Origin of the sequence: Pseudomonas sp. Irchel 3H3, assembly GCF_900187635.1 — a bacterium.
In the GTDB taxonomy this organism is placed as follows: Bacteria; Pseudomonadota; Gammaproteobacteria; order Pseudomonadales; family Pseudomonadaceae; genus Aquipseudomonas.
Window position 1 is genome coordinate 70,437 of sequence record NZ_FYEC01000022.1, and the last position, 20,664, is coordinate 91,100.

The 20,664-nt window shown below is 61.9% G+C and carries 13 protein-coding genes; 6 read left to right on the plus strand and 7 right to left on the minus strand.

Features of this window, described 5'->3' with window-relative positions:
- The first annotated feature begins 38 nt into the window (after nt 1-38).
- The 5 genes from CKW24_RS20990 to CKW24_RS21010 all read left to right on the plus strand — a co-directional run bounded on the left by CKW24_RS20990 (nt 39) and on the right by CKW24_RS21010 (nt 7,614).
- Nucleotides 39-1,199, plus strand: coding sequence for an acyl-CoA dehydrogenase family protein (locus tag CKW24_RS20990; protein WP_095170081.1), 1,161 nt, complete (start codon nt 39-41; stop codon nt 1,197-1,199).
- Nucleotides 1,200-1,210: 11 nt separating this feature from the next.
- Nucleotides 1,211-2,425 (plus strand): CaiB/BaiF CoA-transferase family protein, encoded by a 1,215-nt coding sequence (locus CKW24_RS20995; protein WP_095170082.1) that lies wholly within the window; start codon nt 1,211-1,213, stop codon nt 2,423-2,425.
- Nucleotides 2,426-2,438: 13 nt separating this feature from the next.
- The gene (locus CKW24_RS21000; RefSeq protein WP_095170083.1) at nt 2,439-3,260 is read left to right on the plus strand and encodes a CoA ester lyase; all 822 of its coding nucleotides are present in this window, start codon (nt 2,439-2,441) and stop codon (nt 3,258-3,260) included.
- Nucleotides 3,261-4,373: 1,113 nt separating this feature from the next.
- Nucleotides 4,374-5,186: a polyphosphate kinase 2 gene (gene ppk2, locus CKW24_RS21005; RefSeq protein WP_095170084.1), complete on the plus strand. Its 813-nt coding sequence runs from the start codon at nt 4,374-4,376 to the stop codon at nt 5,184-5,186.
- A 40-nt stretch (nt 5,187-5,226) separates the two neighbouring features.
- On the plus strand, nt 5,227-7,614 hold the full coding sequence (locus tag CKW24_RS21010) for a DUF3772 domain-containing protein (RefSeq protein WP_095170085.1): 2,388 nt from the start codon (nt 5,227-5,229) through the stop codon (nt 7,612-7,614).
- A gap of 24 nt (nt 7,615-7,638) precedes the next feature.
- On the opposite strand, the gene CKW24_RS21015 is transcribed toward CKW24_RS21010, so the two are convergent.
- The 7 genes from CKW24_RS21015 to CKW24_RS21045 all read right to left on the minus strand — a co-directional run bounded on the left by CKW24_RS21015 (nt 7,639) and on the right by CKW24_RS21045 (nt 18,921).
- On the minus strand, nt 7,639-9,282 hold the full coding sequence (locus tag CKW24_RS21015) for a fatty acid--CoA ligase (protein ID WP_095170086.1): 1,644 nt from the start codon (nt 9,280-9,282) through the stop codon (nt 7,639-7,641).
- 23 nt (nt 9,283-9,305) lie between these two features.
- Nucleotides 9,306-11,090, minus strand: coding sequence for an acyl-CoA dehydrogenase C-terminal domain-containing protein (locus CKW24_RS21020; RefSeq protein WP_095170087.1), 1,785 nt, complete (start codon nt 11,088-11,090; stop codon nt 9,306-9,308).
- Entirely contained in the window at nt 11,083-13,632 is a 2,550-nt protein-coding gene (locus tag CKW24_RS21025; protein WP_095170088.1) for an RND family transporter, read from the minus strand. The genes CKW24_RS21020 and CKW24_RS21025 overlap by 8 nt, the downstream gene beginning before the upstream one ends.
- 31 nt (nt 13,633-13,663) lie before the next feature.
- On the minus strand, nt 13,664-14,737 hold the full coding sequence (locus tag CKW24_RS21030; protein WP_095170089.1) for a YCF48-related protein: 1,074 nt from the start codon (nt 14,735-14,737) through the stop codon (nt 13,664-13,666).
- A 76-nt stretch (nt 14,738-14,813) separates the two neighbouring features.
- Nucleotides 14,814-16,172, minus strand: coding sequence for a DUF1329 domain-containing protein (locus CKW24_RS21035; protein ID WP_095170090.1), 1,359 nt, complete (start codon nt 16,170-16,172; stop codon nt 14,814-14,816).
- 40 nt (nt 16,173-16,212) lie between these two features.
- The gene (locus CKW24_RS21040; protein WP_095170091.1) at nt 16,213-18,225 is read right to left on the minus strand and encodes a DUF1302 domain-containing protein; all 2,013 of its coding nucleotides are present in this window, start codon (nt 18,223-18,225) and stop codon (nt 16,213-16,215) included.
- Between the two features lie 129 nt (nt 18,226-18,354).
- On the minus strand, nt 18,355-18,921 hold the full coding sequence (locus CKW24_RS21045) for an alpha/beta hydrolase (protein ID WP_095170092.1): 567 nt from the start codon (nt 18,919-18,921) through the stop codon (nt 18,355-18,357).
- Between the two features lie 354 nt (nt 18,922-19,275).
- On the opposite strand from CKW24_RS21045, the gene CKW24_RS21050 reads away from it, so the two are divergent.
- A complete protein-coding gene (locus CKW24_RS21050; RefSeq protein ID WP_095170093.1) occupies nt 19,276-20,322 on the plus strand; it encodes an AraC family transcriptional regulator in 1,047 nt (348 codons plus the stop codon).
- Nucleotides 20,323-20,664: the final 342 nt, after the last annotated feature.

The window sequence follows — 20,664 nt, forward strand, 5'->3', positions numbered from 1 at the left end:
TTGCCTGGCAACCCCCTAACAAGAACCGAGGAAAATCGATGAATCCCCACAGTGATGAACTCAATGCGATCCGAGAAGGTGTGCGTGCGTTGTGCGCTGAATTCGATGCCGCCTACTGGCGTGGAATCGACGAGCAAAAAGGCTTCCCGGAAGACTTCGTCGAGACATTGACCAAGGCCGGTTGGCTGGCGGCGATGATCCCGGTGCAATACGGCGGCTCGGGCCTGGGCCTTGCCGAAGCCTCGGTGATCCTCGAGGAAGTCAACCGTTGCGGTGGTAACTCCGGCACTGTGCACGGGCAGATGTACAACATGTTCACCCTGCTGCGAAACGGCAGCGAGGCGCAGAAAAGCTATTACCTGCCGAAACTCGCCAGCGGCGAATTACGCCTGCAATCGATGGGCGTCACCGAGCCTACCACCGGGACCGACACCACAAAAATCAAGACCAGCGCCGTGCGCAAGGGCGACAAGTATGTGATCAACGGGCAAAAGGTGTGGATCTCACGCATCCAGCATTCCGACCTGATGATCCTGCTGGCGCGCACTACGCCGCTGGCGCAGGTGAAGAAAAAGTCCGAGGGCATGTCGATTTTCCTGGTCGACCTGCGTGAAGCCATCGGCAACGGCCTGACCGTGCAGCCGATCGCCAACATGGTCAACCACGAGACCAACGAGTTGTTCTTCGACAACCTCCAGATTCCTGCCGACAGCCTGATCGGGGAGGAGGGCAAGGGCTTCAAATACATCCTCGACGGCCTGAACGCCGAGCGCACCCTGATCGCGGCCGAGTGCATCGGCGACGGTCGCTGGTTCGTCGAGAAGGCCAGCGCTTATGCCCGCGACCGCGTGGTGTTTGGTCGTCCCATCGGGCAGAACCAGGGCGTGCAATTCCCGATTGCCGAGGCTCATATCGAAATCGAAGCGGCCGACCTGATGCGCTGGCGTGCTTGTGAAGAGTACGACAGCGGGATCAACGCTGGCGCCAGCGCCAACATGGCCAAGTACCTGGCCGCGAAGGCTTCATGGGAAGCCGCCAATGCGTGCCTGCAAACCCACGGCGGTTTCGGTTTCGCCTGCGAGTACGACGTCGAGCGCAAATTCCGCGAAACACGCCTGTACCAGGTCGCGCCGATCTCGACCAACCTGATCCTGTCCTACGTCGCCGAGCACCTGCTCGAACTGCCGCGCAGCTTTTGAGGGCCCTATTCATGACTGATAAGACCCTGAATCTACGCCCTCTCGATGGCATTACCGTTGTCAGTCTGGAACACGCGATCGCCGCGCCATTCTGCACGCGGCAACTGGCGGATCTCGGTGCACGGGTGATCAAGGTCGAGCGTCCTGGCAGCGGCGACTTCGCCCGTGGCTATGACCAGCGCGTGCGCGGCATGGCCTCGCATTTCGTCTGGACCAATCGCTCGAAAGAAAGCCTCGCGCTTGATCTCAAACAGCAGGAAGCCCAAGTCATTCTCGAGCAACTCTTGCAGCAAGCGGACGTGCTGGTACAGAACCTTGCACCGGGCGCCGCCGCGCGTATGGGCTTATCGTTCGAGGCACTGCACAAGGACTACCCGCTACTGATTGTCTGCGACATTTCCGGCTATGGCGAAGGCGGCACTTACCAGGACAAGAAGGCCTACGACCTGCTGATCCAGAGCGAAAGCGGCTTTCTCTCCGTGACCGGTAACGCCGCGGAGGAGGGCATGGCCAAGGCGGGTTGCTCGATCGCCGACATTTCTGCCGGCATGTACGCCTACAGCGGCATTCTCTCGGCACTGCTGCTGCGGGGCAGGACCGGGCAGGGCAGTCGTGTCGAGATTTCGATGCTGGAAAGCCTGGTGGAATGGATGGGCTTCCCGCTGTACTACGCCTTCGAAGACGCCACGCCGCCGCAGCGCACAGGCGCGTCCCACGCGACGATTTATCCCTATGGACCGTTCCCGTCAGGCGACGGCGGTACGGTGATGATCGGCCTGCAAAACGAGCGCGAATGGGGGCAATTCTGCGAACGAGTGCTTCAACGTCCCGAGCTGCGAGACGACGAACGCTTCAGCGCCAATTTCAAACGCTCGGACAACCGCCAGGCCTTGCGCGCGATCATCCTCGATGTCTTCGCACAGCTGGACGCCGCGACCATTATCGAAAGACTGGATGCCGCGCAAATCGCCAACGCCCAGGTCAACGATATGTCGGGTGTCTGGGAGCATCCGCAGCTCAAGGCACGAGGCCGCTGGACAGAAGTCGCCAGCCCGGTAGGCAACCTGCCGACGCTGTTGCCGCCGGCCAACAGCAACGCATTTGCACCGCGCATGGCGGCGGTACCGGGGCTGGGTGAGCACAGCTGCGCCGTCCTCGCCGAGCTGGGTTACAGCGCAGTAGACATTCAACGCCTGAGCGAAGCAGGCATTGTCCAAAACGGTTGAGGGAGGCGTATTTATGTCCAGTCTGTTGGTGCGCTCGGCGCTGTTTGTGCCGGGCAACCGTCCTGAGCGTTTTGCCAAGGCGTTGGCCAGTGGTGCCGACGTGGTGATTGTCGATTTCGAAGATGCGGTGGCTCAGGCGGATAAAGCATCGGCCCGTGAGCATCTGGCGGCTTTCTTCCAGCAGCAGCCGGATGCCCGCGTTCTGCTACGGATCAATGCGGCGGGAACCGCTGAACATGAAGCTGACCTGGAGCTCTGTCGCCAGCAGCCTGGAGTGATCGCAATTGTGCTGCCAAAGGCCGAATCTGCAGCCCAGGTGCACCACGTTGCAAGCAGCGGGAAACTTGTTTGGCCGATCATCGAGAGCGCTCTGGGCGTGCTTTCAATAGGCGCCATTGCATCGTGTGCCGGCGTGCAGCGATTGACGTTCGGGGCGCTCGACCTCGCGCTTGACCTGGGTTTAAAACCTGGCAGCCCAGGCGCTGAAACCGTGTTCGACCAGACCCGTTTTACGCTGTTGCTGCATTCGCGGGTGAACCACCTGCAACCGCCAATGGACAGCGTCTATCCAGCCTTCGAGGACGACAGCGGACTGGCCGAGTTCATGCGCCGTGGCGGCGACATGGGCATGGCTGGCGCCTTGTGCATCCATCCACGCCAGGTGCCGGTGGTGCATGCTGCGCTGGCACCCAGTGCTGAAGAAATAGCGTGGGCGCAACGCGTGGTCAGCGCGGCTGAGTCTGGTGAGGCCGCGTTCAAGATTGATGGAGCAATGGTCGATGCGCCGGTGCTGGGTAGAGCGCGAATGATGTTGGCGAGGGCTTGTCACGGTTAACGGGGTTGTGTTGAGTAATGCCGATCTGGTCGCGTGGGCGGCTAGGTCGGTTGAGGATCGGCGTGAGGGAAATCGTCCGCAGATTTGTGGAGTTGTATGACGGTTTGCGAAGTGGTGTGCGATGAACATATACTTCATTTAACATAATATACATTATGCGAAGTATTGTATGGGGAGCCCAGGGGCTCTGGAGGTCAGATTTGAAGACAGGCACTACCTTCTAATCAGCCCCCCAGGTCCAGCTTGCTGCCTTGCGATGTCACTGGCAATCCCAATGCCTCTTGTGCACCACGTTCCTGGTGATGATCCGCTACCTTGACCAACGACGATCTCAGTACTTTCATCAGCACCACGTTGGATAGTTTCGCGCTGTTGGGCGCTCGTCAGTTCCAGCTGTGGCTGCTTTACCTGCCAGGTTATGAATTGGTTTATGGCGCTTACGTGCTTAGCCGTCGGCCTGGGTGTCTGTTGTGTACGCAATGAAAAACTCCCGGGGTCTTACGATTGCCCTGGATCGCCGTGGTTACGGGTTCAACCATCCTGGGGCGTAGATCCGTCTTTGCCATCCGCAACGTCCAGCGTGTGTTGCCGTTCTGTGGCAGTCATGGCGCCGAGCCTGATTGATATGGACCTCGGTTCTTCGTGTGAACGCTTATCCGTATTTGTTCTGCTGGTATGCACTTGAAGGCGCTGGAAGCCCTGTATTTCGGGCCTTTCGTGGTTTCGGCTGCTGTAGGAAATAGCAGTTTTTCGGCTTTTTTGACGATGTTGGCTATTTCCCTATTCCACAATTTCCGGGTTCGTTGTGCTGGTGATGGATGGGGATTTACTGCATTTGCGCGTTATCGTTGATGTTCTTCGCGAGCGAGCTCGCTCCTACATAATAGGGAGCATCTTAAGCGTTCATCCATTAAATGCGGGGTGTGTCCTGCCCTTGATATTCCTATAACTTATAACTCAACTAAAGGTCTATTTAGTTGAGTTATATATCAGTGGGCGTTGAGTCGTTTCCGATCACCCTACTCCACAGTTACTGATCTATGTCCGGTGCAGTTAGCGTTGTGCGGTTATCCTGACTACGCTTGAGTTCGGATCCTTATCGGAGTTTGGTTAATGAGCAAGAAGAAACAGGCGCTTGCGAAAGCGCAGCCTCCCGCGCCGCTCGGTCGCAAGGACTACGAGAAGCAACTTGCCGCCCTGCACGTCGAGCTGGTGAAGTTGCAGCAATGGGTGGTTGCCACGGGGGCCAAGGTGGTCATTGTGTTTGAAGGCCGTGATGGTGCGGGCAAAGGCGGCACGATCAAGGCGCTGACTGAGCGCGTGAGCCCGCGGATCTTTCGGGTGGTGGCCTTGCCTGCTCCGTCGGAGCGGGAAAAATCGCAGATGTACCTGCAGCGCTATATGCCGCACATGCCGTCCGCTGGCGAAGTGGTGATTTTCGACCGCAGTTGGTACAACCGCGCGGGTGTGGAGCGGGTCATGGGGTTTTGCACCGAGGATCAGGCGCGCGGGTTCCTTGAGCTGACGCCGGGTTACGAGCGGCTGATGGTCAACTCCGGCATCCTGCTGTTCAAGTACTGGCTGGAGGTCAGTCCGGAGGAACAAAGCCGTCGCCTCAAGGAGCGCATCACCGACGGGCGCAAGACCTGGAAACTCTCGCCCATGGATATCAAGTCCTACAACCGTTGGGATGAATACACCCGTGCGCGCGACGAGATGTTCCAGGCTACCGATTCGGGGTGGGCGCCCTGGCATGTGGCCCGCTCGGAGAACAAGAAGTCGGTGCGGCTGAATGTGATCACTCACCTGCTGGAGCACATTCCCTACGAAGCCATCAAGCAACCACGAGTCAGGCTGCCCAAGCGCAAGGTCGGCGAGTACAAGACTATCAACTATCCGTTCAAATACATCGCCGAACGGTTCTGAGCCCCAGGGCAAGTGATTCACCACAGGACCGGGCGCAGCTATGGGCAATGCGTGGAAATCGATGTGGTTGCTGGTGCTCGTCCTGTGCGGGTCGGGGTCCATTGCCTCGGCCGCGGACTCCAGCCCAGCCAGCCTGGTGGCCAAGGCTGATCAGGCGACGTTCGTCGTTGCGCAGAATGAGTTGCCGGGCTTGCAGGCCCGGCTCGATGGCCTCAAGCAGCAGGTGTCGCTGGCCGACACCCTGTCCCAACTGGTCAGCCTGCAGGATTTGATTCAGACCTACCTCAACGACGTCGAGCGGCAGCAGTCGGCGCTGCTGCCGGTGCAGGCCCAGCTCCAGGCCCAATTGGGGGTACTGGGCCCCGCCTCCGCTGACGAACAGGCGCCGGAAAATACCGACATTGCGATCCAGCGCATCCATATCATCGAGCAGAAAGACAAGCTCGACAGCAGTTTGAAAGCCCTGGCCGGGCTCAAGGCCAGTGCCACCGAGCTGACCACCCAGATTGCCGCCCTGCGCCGCAGCCTGCTGGAAAGCGAAGTGACGCAGCGTATCAACAGTATCCTCAGCCCGAATTTCTGGCGGCCGTTGATTGCTCCGCAAGCTACGGACCGGCAACGGCTCAGTGCGGTGCTGCAGGAGATTGGCGCCACCCTGGCCTCGGTGTGGCAGCCGGGCCAGCGCCTGGTCAGCAGTCTGTTGCTGCTGCTGGCACTGGCGGTCTGGACCCTGGGCCGCAGCGTCGCTGAGCGGGGGCTGTTCTGGGTGTGCATTCATCGCATGCCCGAAGGCCGGTTGCGCCGTAGTTCCCTGGCACTGGCGTCGATCCTGGCCACGTTGCTGACCGCTGCCTGCGCCTTGCAGTTGCTGTTTTATGCGGTGACGCGGCAACTGCCATTGACCCCAATGCTGCAAAGCCTGGCCGAAGAAATCGAAAAGCTGGTGTACACCTGCGTGCTGATTACCGGCCTGAGCCGCGCCTTGCTTTCGACCCGCCATCCTTCCTGGCGACTGCCGGCGATTGCCGACCCTGTGGCCCTGGCGATGGAACACTTTCCGCAGATCCTGGCGGGCGTGCTGCTGGTCCTGGTGACGCTGTCGCAGATCGCCAACGTCAGCGGTATGAGCCCCCAGGCGGTGATTTTCGGGCGTGGGGTGACTGCGCTGATCGTGACCCTGATCCTTGCGATCCTGCTGTTGCGCACCAGCAAGATCCGCCGGGCCGTGGCCGCCAGCGGTGAGGCCCCGGAGGCCGGCACCACCCTGGCCGGGCTGATGTACGCGTTCGCCAGCCTGGCGATCGTGGTCTCCATGCTGGCGCTGTTGATTGGCTACATCTCGCTGGCCCGGTTCATCACCTATGAAATGGTCTGGATCTTCATTGTGTTCTCCGGTTTCTACCTGCTGATACAGCTGTTCAAGGACCTTTGCGAGTACCTGTTTTCCCCCAGGCAAGCCAGCGGCAAGGCGCTCAAGCAGTTGCTGGGGATTGGCGATGCACGCCTGGAGCAGGTTTCGACTGTGCTGTCGGGGGTTGGCCGCGCGAGCATGCTGTTGTTCGCCTTGATTGCGCTGCTGGTGGGCGGCGTGGGCACCACCTTCGGCCAACTGTTTGCCCAGGCCCTGGAGATTCTCGGCGGTGCGGGCTTGCGCAAACTGAACATCATTCCCGGGCACTTGCTCAACGCGGTGCTGGCGTTGTTGATTGGCATCTACCTGATCCGCTCACTGCGCCGCTGGCTGGACAACGAGTTCCTGCCCAAGACCGCGATGGACCCCGGCATGTGTGCGTCCCTGAGCACGCTGTTTGCCAATATCGGTTACGCCCTGGTGATTCTGCTCACCCTGTCATCGCTGGGCGTGCAGTGGACCAACCTGGCCTGGATCGTCAGTGCATTGTCGGTGGGCATTGGTTTTGGTTTGCAGGAGATCGTCAAGAATTTCGTCTCCGGCTTGATCCTGCTGACCGAGCGCCCGGTCAAGGTCGGCGACTTGATCAGTATCAGCGGGGTCGAAGGCGACATTCGGCGGATCAATGTCAGGGCCACGGAAATCCAGCTCAGCGACCGCTCCATAGTGATCGTCCCCAATTCCCAGCTGATTTCCCAGAACCTGCGCAACGTGACCCTGGGCGGTAGCGCCCAGGGGGTGGCAACGCTGGAGCTGACCTTCGCGCTGGATATCGATCCCGAGCAAGTCAACGACCTGCTGTTCAACACCTACTGCGAACACGAGAACATCCTCGACCACCCTGCCCCCTTCGTGCGCTTCAGCAAGTTGACGCCCGACGGCATCACCCTGACCGTCACCGGCTATGTCAGCAGCCCGAGAGTTGTCGGCAAGATCAAGAGCGACCTGCTGTTCGAGATCCTCAAGCGCCTTTCAGCCGCCGGCATCTCCCTGGCCAAACCGGCGGCAACGGAGTGACCGCCGGCAGCGGCCACCCAGGTTTCAGCTGGTTGCTTGCTCGCGGATCAGCTTCTTGTTGATCTTGCCGACGCTGGTCTTGGGGATCTCGCTGACGAACTTGAATTGCTTGGGGATCGCCCACTTGTTGATCCGCCCGATGTCGACAAAGCTCTGCAAGTGCGCTTCGAGGATCTTGCGGTCGAGGTAATGCCCGGGCTCGCACACCACCAGGGCCATGGGCCGTTCACCCCACTGCTCGTCGACAATGCCCACCACTGCCACCGACATCACTGCCGTGTGCTCGCTGATCAGGCTTTCCAGCTCCAGGGAACTGATCCACTCCCCGCCCGTCTTGATCACATCCTTGATCCGGTCCTTGATTTCCACACCGCCCATGGCATCGATCGATGCCATATCGCCAGTGTGCAGCCAACCGCCCTGCCACAGTTCGGCGCCCTTTTGCGGCTCCTTCAGATAACCCTGGGTCAACCAGGGTGCGCGCACCACGATTTCGCCCTGGGCTTCACCGTCGTGGGGCACATCATTGCCTGCGGCATCGATGATTTTCAGGTCGACCATTGGCACCGGCACCCCGGTCTTGATGCGCGTTGCCAGTTGGTCCTGCATCGGTTGCTGCAGATCCTCGGTGCGCAGGTAGGTGGTGCAGAGCACCGGGCAGGTTTCCGACATGCCGTAGCCACTGTGCACCTGGATGCCCCTGGCGCTGGCTTCGCTGGCAATGCCCAGGGTCAGCGCACTGCCGCCGAGGAGCATCTTCCAGCCATCAAAACGACTGTGCTTGCCGGCCTCGCAGTTGAGGATCATCTGCAAAATGGTCGGCACACAGTGGGAAAACGTGACCTTCTCCTCACGGTACAACTGCACCAGGCGATTGGGCTCATAGCGCCCCGGGTACACCTGCTTGAGGCCCATGAGTGTGGCGACATAGGGCACGCCCCAGGCATGCACATGGAACATAGGGGTGATGGGCATGTACACATCATCGGAGCGCAACAGCGGCAGGCCTTGATAGACCCCCAGGGTGCCCACCGCATTGAGGGTGTGCAGCACCAGTTGGCGGTGGGTGAAATACACGCCTTTCGGGTCGCCGGTGGTGCCCGTGGTGTAGAACAGCGTCGCCACCGAGTTTTCATCGAAGTCGGGGAAGTCGTACTGGTCCGCGGCCTCGGCCAGCAGTTGCTCGTACTCCCCCACCACCGGCAGGCAGGTGTCGGCTGCCGTCTCGTCGGTCAGTTGCAGGTAACCTTTGACCGTCGTCAGTTGCCCTTGCAACTGTTCGACCAGGGGCAGGAAGTCGTCATGCACCAGCACCAGGTCATCCTCGGCGTGGTTCATGGTGAAGAGCACCTGCTCCGCCGACAGGCGAATGTTCACGGTGTGCAGTACCGCGCCGATCATCGGCACGGCAAAGAAACACTCCAGGTAGCGGTGGCTGTCCCAGTCGAGCAAGGCCACGGTGTCCCCGGCCTTGACGCCGGCGGCGGTCAAGGCGTTGGCCAGGCGGCGGATCCGCTTATTGAGGGTCTGGTAGCTGTAGCGCAGTTTGTCGGCGTAGACGATTTCCCGCCCTGGCTCGTAGCGCACCCCGGACAGCAGCAACTGCTTGATCAGCAGAGGATAGGCATAGGCGCCGGCGGCCGGTGGAATGATTTTTGTCGCGATCATGCTGGGGTTCCTTGTCCGTTCAATCAGAACTGCGTGGCTGGCAGTTCATACAGGCAGGCGCTACCGGCCCTGACCGAGGCGCTCAACGAATGGATGCGCGGCAACAGGCGGGCGAAATAGAAACGCGCGGTGCAAAGCTTGCTGGCATAGAACTCGTCTTCATGGGCCTTGCCCATGGCCGCCTGGGCCATCAGCGCCCACATATAGGCGTAGGCGGTGTAGCCGAACACTTGCAGGTATTCCACCGAGGCCGCGCCGATTTCATTCGGATTGTCCTGCGCCCGATCCAGCAGCCAGGCGGTCAGTTCGTCGAGGTTGTCGACGGCGGCGCCCAGCGGCTTGCAGAACTTGCCCATGTCGGTCCCGGTCCCGGCATTGGCGATGAAGTGGCGAATTTCTGCAGCAAACAGGCGGTACAGCGCCCCGCCGCTGCCGACGATCTTGCGTCCAGCCAGGTCCAGGGACTGAATGCCGTTGGTGCCTTCGTAGATCTGGGTGATCCGCACATCACGCACCAGTTGCTCCTGCCCCCACTCGCGGATGTAGCCGTGGCCGCCGAAGACCTGCTGGCCGTGCACCGTGGTTTCCAGGCCCATGTCGGTGAGGAACGCCTTGGCCACCGGCGTCAGCAAGGACACCAGCTCCTGGGCGCGAGTGCGGGTTGCCGAATCTTCGCTGTACTTGGCAGTGTCCAGTTGCAGCGCGACGTAGCTGGAAAAGGCCCGGCCACCCTCGTTGAGGGCTTTCATGGTCAGCAACATGCGTCGCACATCCGCATGCACGATGATCGGGTCGGCGACCTTGTCGGTAGCCTGCGGCCCCGTTGGTGCGCGGCTCTGCAAGCGATCGCGGGCATACTCGACCGCGTTCTGGTAGGAGCGTTCACCCAACGCCAGGCCCTGGATACCCACGCCCAAGCGCTCGTAGTTCATCATGGTGAACATCGCGGCCAGGCCCTTGTTCGGCGCATCGACGATCCAACCGGTGGCGCCGTCGAAGTTCATCACGCAGGTGGCGGAAGCCTTGATGCCCATCTTGTGCTCGATCGAGCCGCACGACAGCGCGTTGCTGGCGCCCAGTGAGCCATCGTCGTTGACCAGCACCTTGGGCACCAGGAACAGGGAAATGCCCTTGGGCCCGGCGGGTGCATCCGGCAGTCGCGCCAGCACCAGGTGGATGATGTTCTCGGTCAGGTCGTGCTCACCGCCGGTGATGAAGATCTTGCTGCCGCTGATCCGGTAACTGCCATCGGCTGCCGGCTCGGCGCGGGTGCGAATCAGCCCCAGGTCGGTGCCCGCATGGGCTTCGGTCAGGCACATCGAACCGGTCCAGGTGCCGGCGTACATGTTCGGCAGATAACGTTGCTTGAGCGCCTGGCTGGCATGGGCATTGATCGACAGGCAAGCGCCGGCAGTCAGCATCGGGTACAGGCCAAACGACAGGCTGGCCGAGTTGACCATCTCCTCGACCTGGGCCGAAATCGCCTTGGGCATGCCCATGCCACCAAACTGCGGATCGCCGCCAACACCCACCCAGCCACCTTCGGCAAATGCCTGGTACGCCTCGGCGAACCCCTGGGGTGCAGTCACCTTGCCGTTGTCCCAGGAGCAACCTTGCTCGTCACTGCTGCGGTTGAGTGGCGCGATCACTTGCGCACTGATCTTGCCGGCCTCCTCGAGGATCGCCGCGGCTGTCTCTTGATCGATGACCTCGGCCAGGCCCGGCAATTGCGCCCATAACCTGGAGACCTGGAACACCTCATTGAGGACAAACTGCATGTCACGCAAAGGGGCTTTGTAATCAGACATAGTTGGCTTTCTCACAAGTTGTCAGTGCATCAGGTGTGCCCTGACGTTGGGATGTACCGGTTGCACCGGCGGGGGCCACGAGGTTTTCGGCTGCCAGCCGACGCTCCAGCGCCGGGTCTCGCAGCAGGAAGTACGACAGGGCCGGAATCAGGATCAGCGCACCCAGCATGTTCCACAGGAACATGAAGGTCAGCAGGATGCCCATGTCCGCCTGGAACTTGATCGGCGACCAGACCCAGCACACCACGCCGGCGGCCAGGGTGATGCCGACCAGGCCCACGACCCGGCCGGTGAACGACACGGCATTGCGGTAGGCCTGGGCCAATGGCAGGCCCTGGCGCTGGTACTGCAGTTGCACACTGAGCAGGTACAAGGCGTAGTCCACGCCGATCCCCACACCCAGGGCGATCACCGGCAGCGTTGCGACCTTGACGCCGATGCCCATGACCACCATCAGCGCTTCGCAAAGGATCGAGGTCAGTACCAAAGGCAGCAGCGCCACCAGGGTTGCCCGCCAACTGCGGAAGGTAATCAGGCAGAACAGCGTGACCGCCGCGTAGACATACAGCAGCATGCTGCGATTGGCTTCGCGTACCACGATATTGGTGGCCGCCTCGATCCCGGCGCTGCCGGCGGCCAGCAGGAACTGGCGATCTTCGCTGCTGTTGTCGCGGGCGAATTTATCGGCGATGGCCACCACCTCATCCAGGGTCTGGGCCTTGTGGTCCTTGAGGTAGGCAATCACCGGCATCAGCGAGCAATCGGTGTTGAACAACTCCGGGGAGTTGACCGAGGCCTGCTGGGCCGCATAGTTCAAGACGTCCTGGTTGCGCTGGATGCTGTTGAGCTTGGGGTTGCCCTCATAGGTGCCCGCAGTGATCTGGCGCACCGCATTGACCAGCGAGGTGGTCGCCTGCACGCCCGGTGACTGCTGCAGCTCCCAGGCCAGTCGGTCGGCGAGTACCAGGGTCTTGTAGTTCAGGCAGCCTTCGGGGGCGGTCTTGATCATCACCGCGAACAGGTCGCTGGACAGCGCGTAGTGCTGGGTGATGTAGGCGTTGTCGCGGTTGTAGCGAGAATCGGCGCGCAGCTCCGGGGCCCCACTTTCCAGGTCGCCGATCTGCAGTTGCAGGCTGATCATGAAGCCGCCGATGCCCATCACCAGGGCCACCAGCACTGCGCCCGTGGCCCACTTGGCGCTGGTGAAACGGTCGAGCCAGTCCCACAGCTTGCCAAAGCCCTTGTGGCCGTCGGCCCGGGTGTCGATCTTCAGGGCGCGCTCGGCCGCCTTGCGGCCGACACCGACATAGGACAGCGCCACCGGCATCAACAATAAGGAGGTAAAGATCAACACCGCAACGCCAATGCTGGCGCTGATGGCCAGGTCCTTGATCACCGGGATGTCGATCAGCATCAGCACCGCGAACCCCACGGCGTCCGCCAGCAGTGCGGTGACCCCGGCAATGAACAGGCGGCGAAAGGTGTAGCGCGCGGCGATCAACTTGTGGGTGCCACGGGCGATGTCCTGCATGATCCCGTTCATTTTCTGCGCGGCATGGGACACGCCAATGGCGAAGATCAGGAACGGCACCAGCACTGAATAGGGGTCGATGGCATAACCCAGCCAGGCGACGATGCCCAGTTGCCAGACCACCGCGATCAGCGAGCAGCCAACCACCAGCAAGGTACTGCGCACGCAACGGGTATAGAGGTAGATGATCAGCAGCGAGGTCACTACCGCCAGGCCGAAGAACATCATCACCTGGATCAGGCCATCGATCAGGTCGCCCATCAGCTTGGCGAAACCGATCACCCGGACCTTGTACGGGCCCTTGCCCTCCTCCCCGGACGCGTGGGCGGCCTTGTCGCCGGCATACTCGATCTTGTCGCGCAGTTGCTCTTCGAGCATCTGCGAGAACGCGTGGTAGTTGATCGGCTGGCCACCGGCGGCGGCCTTGTCCAGCAGCGGGATGATCAGCATGCTCGACTTGTAGTCACTGGCCACCAGGCTGCCGACGATGCCGGCCCGGGCGATGTTCTGGCGCAACTGCTCGATCTGCTCGGGCTTGCCCTCATAGGTATCGGGCATCACCGGACCACCCTGGAAGCCTTCCTCGGTGACTTCAGTCCAGCGCACGGCCGGGCTCCACAACGACTTCATCCAGGCGCGGTCGACGCCTTCGGTGAGGAACAACTGATCGTTGACCTGCTTGAGCACGTCCAGGTAGGCCGGGTCGAAGATATCGCCCTGGGTGGTCTCGACCACCACCCGCACCGAATTGCCCAGGCCGCGCAGGGACTGGCGGTTCTCCAGGTAGTTCTGGATGTAGGGCTGGCTTTGCGGAATCATTTTTTCAAAGCTGGGGCGCAACTCCAGGCGCGTGGCGGCCATATAGCCCAGCACCAGGGTCGCCAGCGCCATCAACAACATGAACAGCGGCCGGTAGTTGAACACCAGGCGCTCCAGGCGGTTGCCGGAGCGTTGGTCGAAGTCACGCACGTCGCGGATGACCGGCATGGTGTCTTGCTTGATATTGCCCATGTCTGGGTTCTCGCTCTAAGGGTTCGAGGTCTTATTCGCCGGACAGCGCCCGTGCACCACGGCTGCCCACTACCACCAGCGCGCCATTGACGGCCTGGGTGGCGCCGGTCACCGGTGTGGGCGCGGCTTGCGGCACCAGGTGCAACTGCGCGCCAGGCCCCTGGCTCAGCAGCACCTGCCCGCCCTGGGTGAACAAGTGGTACTGGCCCTTGGTGTCGAGCAGGCCGGCGGTGATGCTGGTGTGCAGGCCCGTGTCCAGCGGCGTCCAGCTCAGGCCGCCATCGACACTGCGCAGCACGTTGCCGCGCAAACCGTAGGCAAGCACCTCGCCGGGTTTGCCGAGCACCCCGAAAAAGCTGCCCTGGTAAGGCGTAGTCAAGGCCACGAAGCGTTGCCCGACCTCATTCCAGCGCAGCATCAAGCCCTGCTCGCCGGCGATGTACAGCGCATCGCCGGTGGAGGCGATGGCGTTCAGGTGAAAGCCCTGGGGGTTGTCGGTGCGGTCCTGGAACGGCGTCCAGGTCAAGCCACCATCCTCGGTGCGCAGGATCAGGTTGAACACGCCGACCACATAACCGAGTTGGTCGTTGGCGAACCAGACGTCGAGCAACGGCTTGTCGGCGCCCTGCTCCACCATGCGCTGGCCTTCGTCTGCCAGTTGCGCCCAGCGCTCGTCACCCGGCTCGGCCCTGGCCAGGTCGCCGTAATGCTTGACCAGCAAGGCGCCGATCTGGCGTCCGTCGAGTTGTCTGGTCCAGCTCGCCCCAGCATCGCTGCTGTGCAACACCACGCCGTCGTTACCCACCGCCCAGCCTTGTGCTGGCGATGGAAAACTGACCGCGTTGAGATCCGCGCTCACCGGCACCACGGCTTGTTGCCAGTGGGTGCCGCTGTCGTCGGAATACAGAATATGGCCACGCTGGCCGACCGCGATCAGTCGCTCGCCGGCCCGCGCCATGCCTGACAACGGGCTGCGCACCGCCAGCGGGCTGACTTTGGCTGGCAGGTCCAGGACATCGACGTAGCCAGCGGCCAATGTCAGGCCCTGGCCAACGGCAAGCACGGCGCCCAGCGCCCATTGCAGGTACTTTTTGTACGAACCCATACCGCGTCCTCTTCGAAAAACTGCGCCAGGCCACACAACCGTGTGGCCTGGCGTTGACACCTGGCGTCCTTGCCGATCAGCGAATGCCCGAACCTGCCAGGGACTCCGGCGACCACTGCGCCTTGGAGAGTGGCTCGATGTACTTGATGCCGCCGTACGGGCCGACCACACCGTTGATGTTGTAGGAGCCACCGACCAGGTCGTAGATCATGAAAGGCGTGGAATCCGGGATCTGCTTGTCATAGCTCTGGCTGAGAAACGCGAAGGAGCCGCGATACAGTTGGCCACGGGCGTCGTACTGGTCTGAGGCCAGAGCGGTCCAGCTGTCTTCATCGAGGTAGAAGCGGCGTTTCTGGTAGATGTGCCGGGCGCCGGCCTTGAGGTTGCCCTCGACCACCCACACCCGGTGTTTTTCCCAGCGTACATAGTCCGGGGCCAGGTGATTGGGGGTCGCCAGCGCCTTCGGATCCTGGGCGTAGGTCAGCTTGTAGGTGTTGTAGGGCACGATCATTTCCTGCTTGCCCACCAGCTTCCAGTCGTAGCGGTCCAGCGCCCCGTTGAACACGAACACATCGTCGTAGGTGCCCGCGCCGGCGGTACCTGGGTTCGGTGTGTCATAGGCCAGGTTCGGGGCCAGCTTGACTCGACGCTGGCCAGGCAGGTATTGCCAGGCGCGACGTGGTTGTTGCAGCGGGTTGGCGGCGTCCTTGAGCATGATCGCTTCGCCGGCCCGGCGTGCAGGACCGGTGTACGACAGCTTCATCTGGTAGTACACGTCGGCACTGCTGATGGGCTGCGCGAGGTTTTCGTAGATCGGGTAGGAAATCATTGCCTGGCCGGTGATCGCCAGGCTCGCCACGCCGGCGGAGTCGACGTTCCAGGAGTCGTACTTGGAGTTGATGTTGACCCCCTGGTAGCGCAGCAGGAAGTTCCACATCGCCTCGTTGCCCGACTGCGGGATCGGGAACGGTACACCGGGCAGCACGTTGTCGATGGCCAGGCCGCCGTCCAGGGACTTGGCGCCGGTGGCGTTCTTCAGGCCATTGTCCAGCACGGCCTTGGGCAAGGTGACGGTGCGGTGGGTCGGGTAGACGTTGACGTGAAAGGTCGGGAAACGCTTGGCCAGCTCCAGGGTGGTCGCCGTCAGCGCGCCCTTGTACTGCTCGGCATTCTTGCCGTCGATCACCAGCACCGGCTTCTCATCGGCAAAAGGGTCCGGACGCATGCTGTCGCCGGCCTTGAAGCTGGCCGGTGGCGTGGTCAGGCCGCCGCTGTAGGCGGGAATCGAGCCATCGGCATTGCCGGCCTTTTCTGCCCCGACCAGGGTCAGGCTGCTGCCCAGCTTGGCGGCTTCCTGGGCGGAGACGGCGGCTTGGGCCTGGCCGGCTATGACCAGGGCCAGTGAAGCGGCCAACACGGTGTGCACGAATTTCATCTTGTTATTCTCCTGCTGATTCGAGTCAGCGATTCGTGAGTTAAAACGTGGTTTTCATCGTCAGGTACAGGGCACCACGGTCTTGGGTAGTGGCTCCGCCACCGGAAAAGGCTGAGTAGCCCCCGCCATAGCAGGCGTAGTTTTCGTTACCGCTGAAGGCGTTCGGGGTCGAGCCGTCGCCGCTGCCGGCATTGGCTGCGCCGGTGCTCGAACCGCTGTTGTCGCACTTGTCGGACTTGCCGAAGGAATCGACGTACTTGAGGTCGACAAAGTATTTGTTGTAAGCCACGGCGCCGAAGCCGACTGCGTAGTTGCCGGTGTCCTTGGCGCCCCCGCCGGAGACTGGCGAGACACCGTCCAGACCGACGTTGACCGACAGCGGCATGTTGAGGTCGACGCCCGGGAACACCTGGTACCAGGTCGGCGTGAAGTTGACGGCAATGCCCCAGTTGTCGCGGGTTGGCGCGTCGATCCCGCGATAGCTGCCGTTGCCCTTGTACAGCGCCTCGTTTTTGTCATCGAGCTTTAGCAGGTTGCTGTAGTACAGCTCGGCGAGCAGGTTGGCCGAGTCGTACAGCGGGCTTTTCGGCAGGCTCACCAGACCGTTGAGGGTCCAGTGCAAGGTGTCGCCCGTGGCGCTCATGCTGTCGCCCCGGCTCGGGGTGTCATAGACCACACCGGTGGCGGCAGTACGGGCCGGCAACAGGCCAAGGCCGGCGCCCAGGCCCAGCGGCCCGGAAGAACTGACAATCGCCGGAATGCTCGCCAGCGGCATGTTGTGGCGGATGTTCAGGTCCGAGCCGACGCTCACCCCACCGACGTCCTTGGACAGGCTCAGGCCAAACACCTGGATGTTGTCGGCATAGGCCAGTTGGTAGGTACTGGTGCTCAACGAGTTGAGGGTGTTGATCACGGCCGGCACTTGCCCGGTCGGCGGGGTGCCGCTGGGGTTGGCCGAGCTCAGCCCGGTGGCGTTCAACCAGGCTTGCGGCAGGATGTCCGAGGTGTTGCGGTAGTAGACGCCGAGGGTGCCGTCCAGCCAGGCCGGAGACCATTTGGCCATCACGCCCCAATCACCGCTGCTGCCCGGCGTCAGGTCATGCCCACGACGCACGTTGGTCAAGCCGTTGCACGGTGCCAGGCCACAGCCCAGCGGGCTGCCCGGGACCACGGAGTTGGTGTTGCCGAGCAGGAAGGATTGCGCGCCGAAGCCCACGAGGTCGGAGCCGCCATAGTAGGTGCCGGCTTCCGGCAGGCGCGCGGCGTCCCAGTCGAGGAAGTACTGGGCGCCGACGGTCAGCTCCGGATTCACGGTGAACGACATCGACAGCTGGTTACGCGGAACGAACAGCTCCTTGGCTTCAGTGCCCGGCGACGCCGCCAGCTTGGCCAGGTCCAGGCCCGATTGGCCGTAGCTGACCGAGTGCACCGGGTTGAGCAGGGTTTCGCCCCAGAACACGTTGTGCTGGCCGGCCTTGACGCTGAGCAACGACTCCTCGCCCACTTCGGTGCTGTAGAACACGAACGCGTCGAGGATTTCCCCGGACGGCCCGGTGTAGTAACGCTGGGCGTAGTTGCTCAGGTGCGGGCTGCCGTTGCCGACATTGTCGCCCGTGACACCCGCCAGGCGTGGGTCATTGGCCACCAGGCCGGAGCGCGCATCGTTGCCGTTGACGAACGGATTGGAGTTCGAGCCAGCGTTCTCATAGGCCTTGTCGTACCAGCTGGCGGCGCTGACCCGAAAGCCCATGCTGTTCTTGTAGACCACGTCCATCTCGGTCAACAGGTCGATACGGTTGCTGATGTTGGTACCGGCCTTGCGAAAGTTGTAGTCGCCATCGTTGTTGTTGGGTGTCGCCAACATGCGTTTGTCGGCGCTTTCAGTGCGTACCCCGTAGTTGTACTTGACGGTGTTGTCCAGGCGCGCGGTCCAGTCCGGGTTCCCCGTGTCGAGTTCAAAACCGTGGGCCACCGGCATGCTGGCGGCGAGGATGGCCGAGGCCAGCAAGGTGTAACGCGATGGGGTGAAACCGTGACTCTTATTGTTGTGCATTAACGTGTCTCCGCCTTTTTGTAGTTGTTTTAAGCGCAGCCGCCCTCTCGTCACCCCTTGTTCCAGGGGTTGACGCTAATCAGCAATGAGGGCAATAGCCGGTTGACTCGGGGTCTTGCGGTGCCTGGACTAACGATCCAGTTCCTGGATCAGGGTGTAGGCCTGTGGCCAGGGGCCGAAGCCCGCGGCCGGGTTGAGATGACCGACTGCGCCGATGTTGCGCAGTTCGGCGCCCCAGCCCTGGGCCATGCGTTGCACGGCTTGTAGGCTGGCCAGGTGATCATTGGTGCTGGCGGCGACCAGGCTGCGGAACGGCAGCGGGCCATTGGGTAGCGGGTCCCAACCTTGGGTGCGCAAGGTTTCAGGGGATGGGTAGCCTTGCGGCCAGGCGGCATCGAGGTCGGGTGGCGCGGCCAACAGGGCGCCCTTGATCGCACGTGTGTGGCGGGCGGCCCAGTGCGCGACCATCAGCACACCGGCACTGTGGGCCACCAGGATCACCGGCCCGTCGATCTGCTCCAGCGCGTGCTGAATCGCCTCGACGCGCTTGGCGCAATCCAGTTTGTCGGTGGTCAGTGGGGGAACGCTGCGCACCTTGCAAAGTTGCTCGGCCAACAACGTTTGCCAATGCTCGGCAACGTGCTCGCGCAAGCCCGGTACGATCAGAACGGTTGCGGCAGTCTGCAATTTGTCCACTTCAACACCTACGCTTTCTCGATGACTCGACTGGCTCTATCGCCAGAAGCTTTTTGTAGTGCTGACATTAAAGAGCGCCTACCCCCGGTGCTTTTCATTAGACGTCAGTGACTTTTCTTTTGATGACAAATTTGCCGCCGGGGCGTTGGCACGACCGCTGGTCAAAAAACTCGACGGTTACGCGCCAGCCCACTGTAATCAATGGGTGGACGCCGATGGCGGGTGTCAGCGCGCCTGCCCCGGAGCACAATTGGCGGCAGACTAGTGCTGACTTCACAACTGTTCAATTGATCAGGTGCTGGATATAGTCGCCCCGCTCGCTTCCATCGCATTCGGCCCAGGAAAGACTTCCGCATGACCAAGCTTGTTCGCGCCGCCGTCTTGACCAACTACCTGGAAGTCACCCAGTACCTGGGGTTCAACCCACGCGATGTGATGGCCGGGGTCGGCCTCAGTCGCGCCCAGTTGCTCGCCCCGGAACAGCGCATCCCGATCGATGCCGCCGTGCGCCTGCTGGAAGACTCGGCCCTGGCCAGTGGCTGCCAGACCTTCGGCCTGAGCATGGCCGAGTCGCGCCAACTCTCGGATTTCGGTGTGGTCAGCCTGTTGCTCAGCCACCAGCGGACCTTGCGCGATGCCTTGCAGGTGGTGGTGCACTACCGGCACCTGATGAACGATTCGCTGGCGATTTTCATCGAAGAAGCCGGCAAGATGGTGATCATTCGTGAAGAAGTGGTCACCGAGACGCCCATGCCCTCGCGCCAGGCCACTGAGCTGGCAATCGGGGTGATGTTCCGCCTGTGCGCCGCCTTGCTCGGCAGCCATTGGCATCCTTACCGCGTGCATTTCACCCACCAGCCTCCCGATAACCTGCAACTGCATCGGCGGCTGTTTGGCTGCACCCTGGAGTTCGGCAGTGAGTTCAACGGCATTGTCTGTTCCGATGCCAGCCTGGACATGACCAACCCCCATGCCGACCCGGCCATGGCCCGCTATGCACAGAGCTACCTGGACTCGTTGCTGAGCCACGAGGGCGCCTCGATGTTGTTTGAGGTGCGCAAGGCCATCTATCTGTTGCTGCCCATGGGGCGCGCGACCATCGAGCAGATCGCCCAGACCCAGGGCATGAACGTGCGCACCCTGCAGCGCCGGCTCAAGGAAGATGGCTGTGCCTTCAACGACCTGGTCAACGAGGTCCGGCGCGACCTGGTGCTGCGCTACCTGGACAACCCCAACTACACCCTGGGACGCATCGCCGACATGCTTGGCTACTCCATGGCCAGCTCCTTTACCCGCTGGTTCATCACCCAGTTCGGCATGCCCCCGGCGGCATGGCGCAGCGCGCAAAAGCAGGGCAACAAACAGCCAATCGACCTGCCTCCCCTCCCCGGCGAACTGTAGGCGCCGATACGGGCTGAGTACGCTCTGGACCGTCATCGCGGGCATAGGTATCTACACAACTTTGTAGCGGCCTGTGGCGAGGAAGCTTGCTCCCGTGGCGGCCTCTGGGGGGTTGGATTAGGCGGAGTACATATCCATTTCTTCGGTAACGGCCTCCTATGGTTCCGCCTGACGGCGGCTCACTTTTGAACAGCGCAAAAGTAAGCAAAACGCTTTTACCCCACCACTCGGTGCCTCGCTTAGGCTCGGCATGCCCGTACTCCGACATTGATTTGGGGGGCCGCCGCAATGGGCCCTCCCTGGCCCAGTGCGGCTAAACCGGCGTCCTGCCGGTTTACCCCC

Bases quoted from the DNA above. Each gene is read 5' to 3' on its own strand.
- CKW24_RS20990 (WP_095170081.1), top strand. From the start codon at position 39: ATGAATCCCCACAGTGATGAACTCAATGCGATCCGAGAAGGTGTGCGT.
- CKW24_RS20995 (WP_095170082.1), top strand. From the start codon at position 1,211: ATGACTGATAAGACCCTGAATCTACGCCCTCTCGATGGCATTACCGTT.
- CKW24_RS21000 (WP_095170083.1), top strand. From the start codon at position 2,439: ATGTCCAGTCTGTTGGTGCGCTCGGCGCTGTTTGTGCCGGGCAACCGT.
- ppk2 (WP_095170084.1), top strand. From the start codon at position 4,374: ATGAGCAAGAAGAAACAGGCGCTTGCGAAAGCGCAGCCTCCCGCGCCG.
- CKW24_RS21010 (WP_095170085.1), top strand. From the start codon at position 5,227: ATGGGCAATGCGTGGAAATCGATGTGGTTGCTGGTGCTCGTCCTGTGC.
- CKW24_RS21015 (WP_095170086.1), bottom strand. From the start codon at position 9,282: ATGATCGCGACAAAAATCATTCCACCGGCCGCCGGCGCCTATGCCTAT.
- CKW24_RS21020 (WP_095170087.1), bottom strand. From the start codon at position 11,090: ATGTCTGATTACAAAGCCCCTTTGCGTGACATGCAGTTTGTCCTCAAT.
- CKW24_RS21025 (WP_095170088.1), bottom strand. From the start codon at position 13,632: ATGGGCAATATCAAGCAAGACACCATGCCGGTCATCCGCGACGTGCGT.
- CKW24_RS21030 (WP_095170089.1), bottom strand. From the start codon at position 14,737: ATGGGTTCGTACAAAAAGTACCTGCAATGGGCGCTGGGCGCCGTGCTT.
- CKW24_RS21035 (WP_095170090.1), bottom strand. From the start codon at position 16,172: ATGAAATTCGTGCACACCGTGTTGGCCGCTTCACTGGCCCTGGTCATA.
- CKW24_RS21040 (WP_095170091.1), bottom strand. From the start codon at position 18,225: ATGCACAACAATAAGAGTCACGGTTTCACCCCATCGCGTTACACCTTG.
- CKW24_RS21050 (WP_095170093.1), top strand. From the start codon at position 19,276: ATGACCAAGCTTGTTCGCGCCGCCGTCTTGACCAACTACCTGGAAGTC.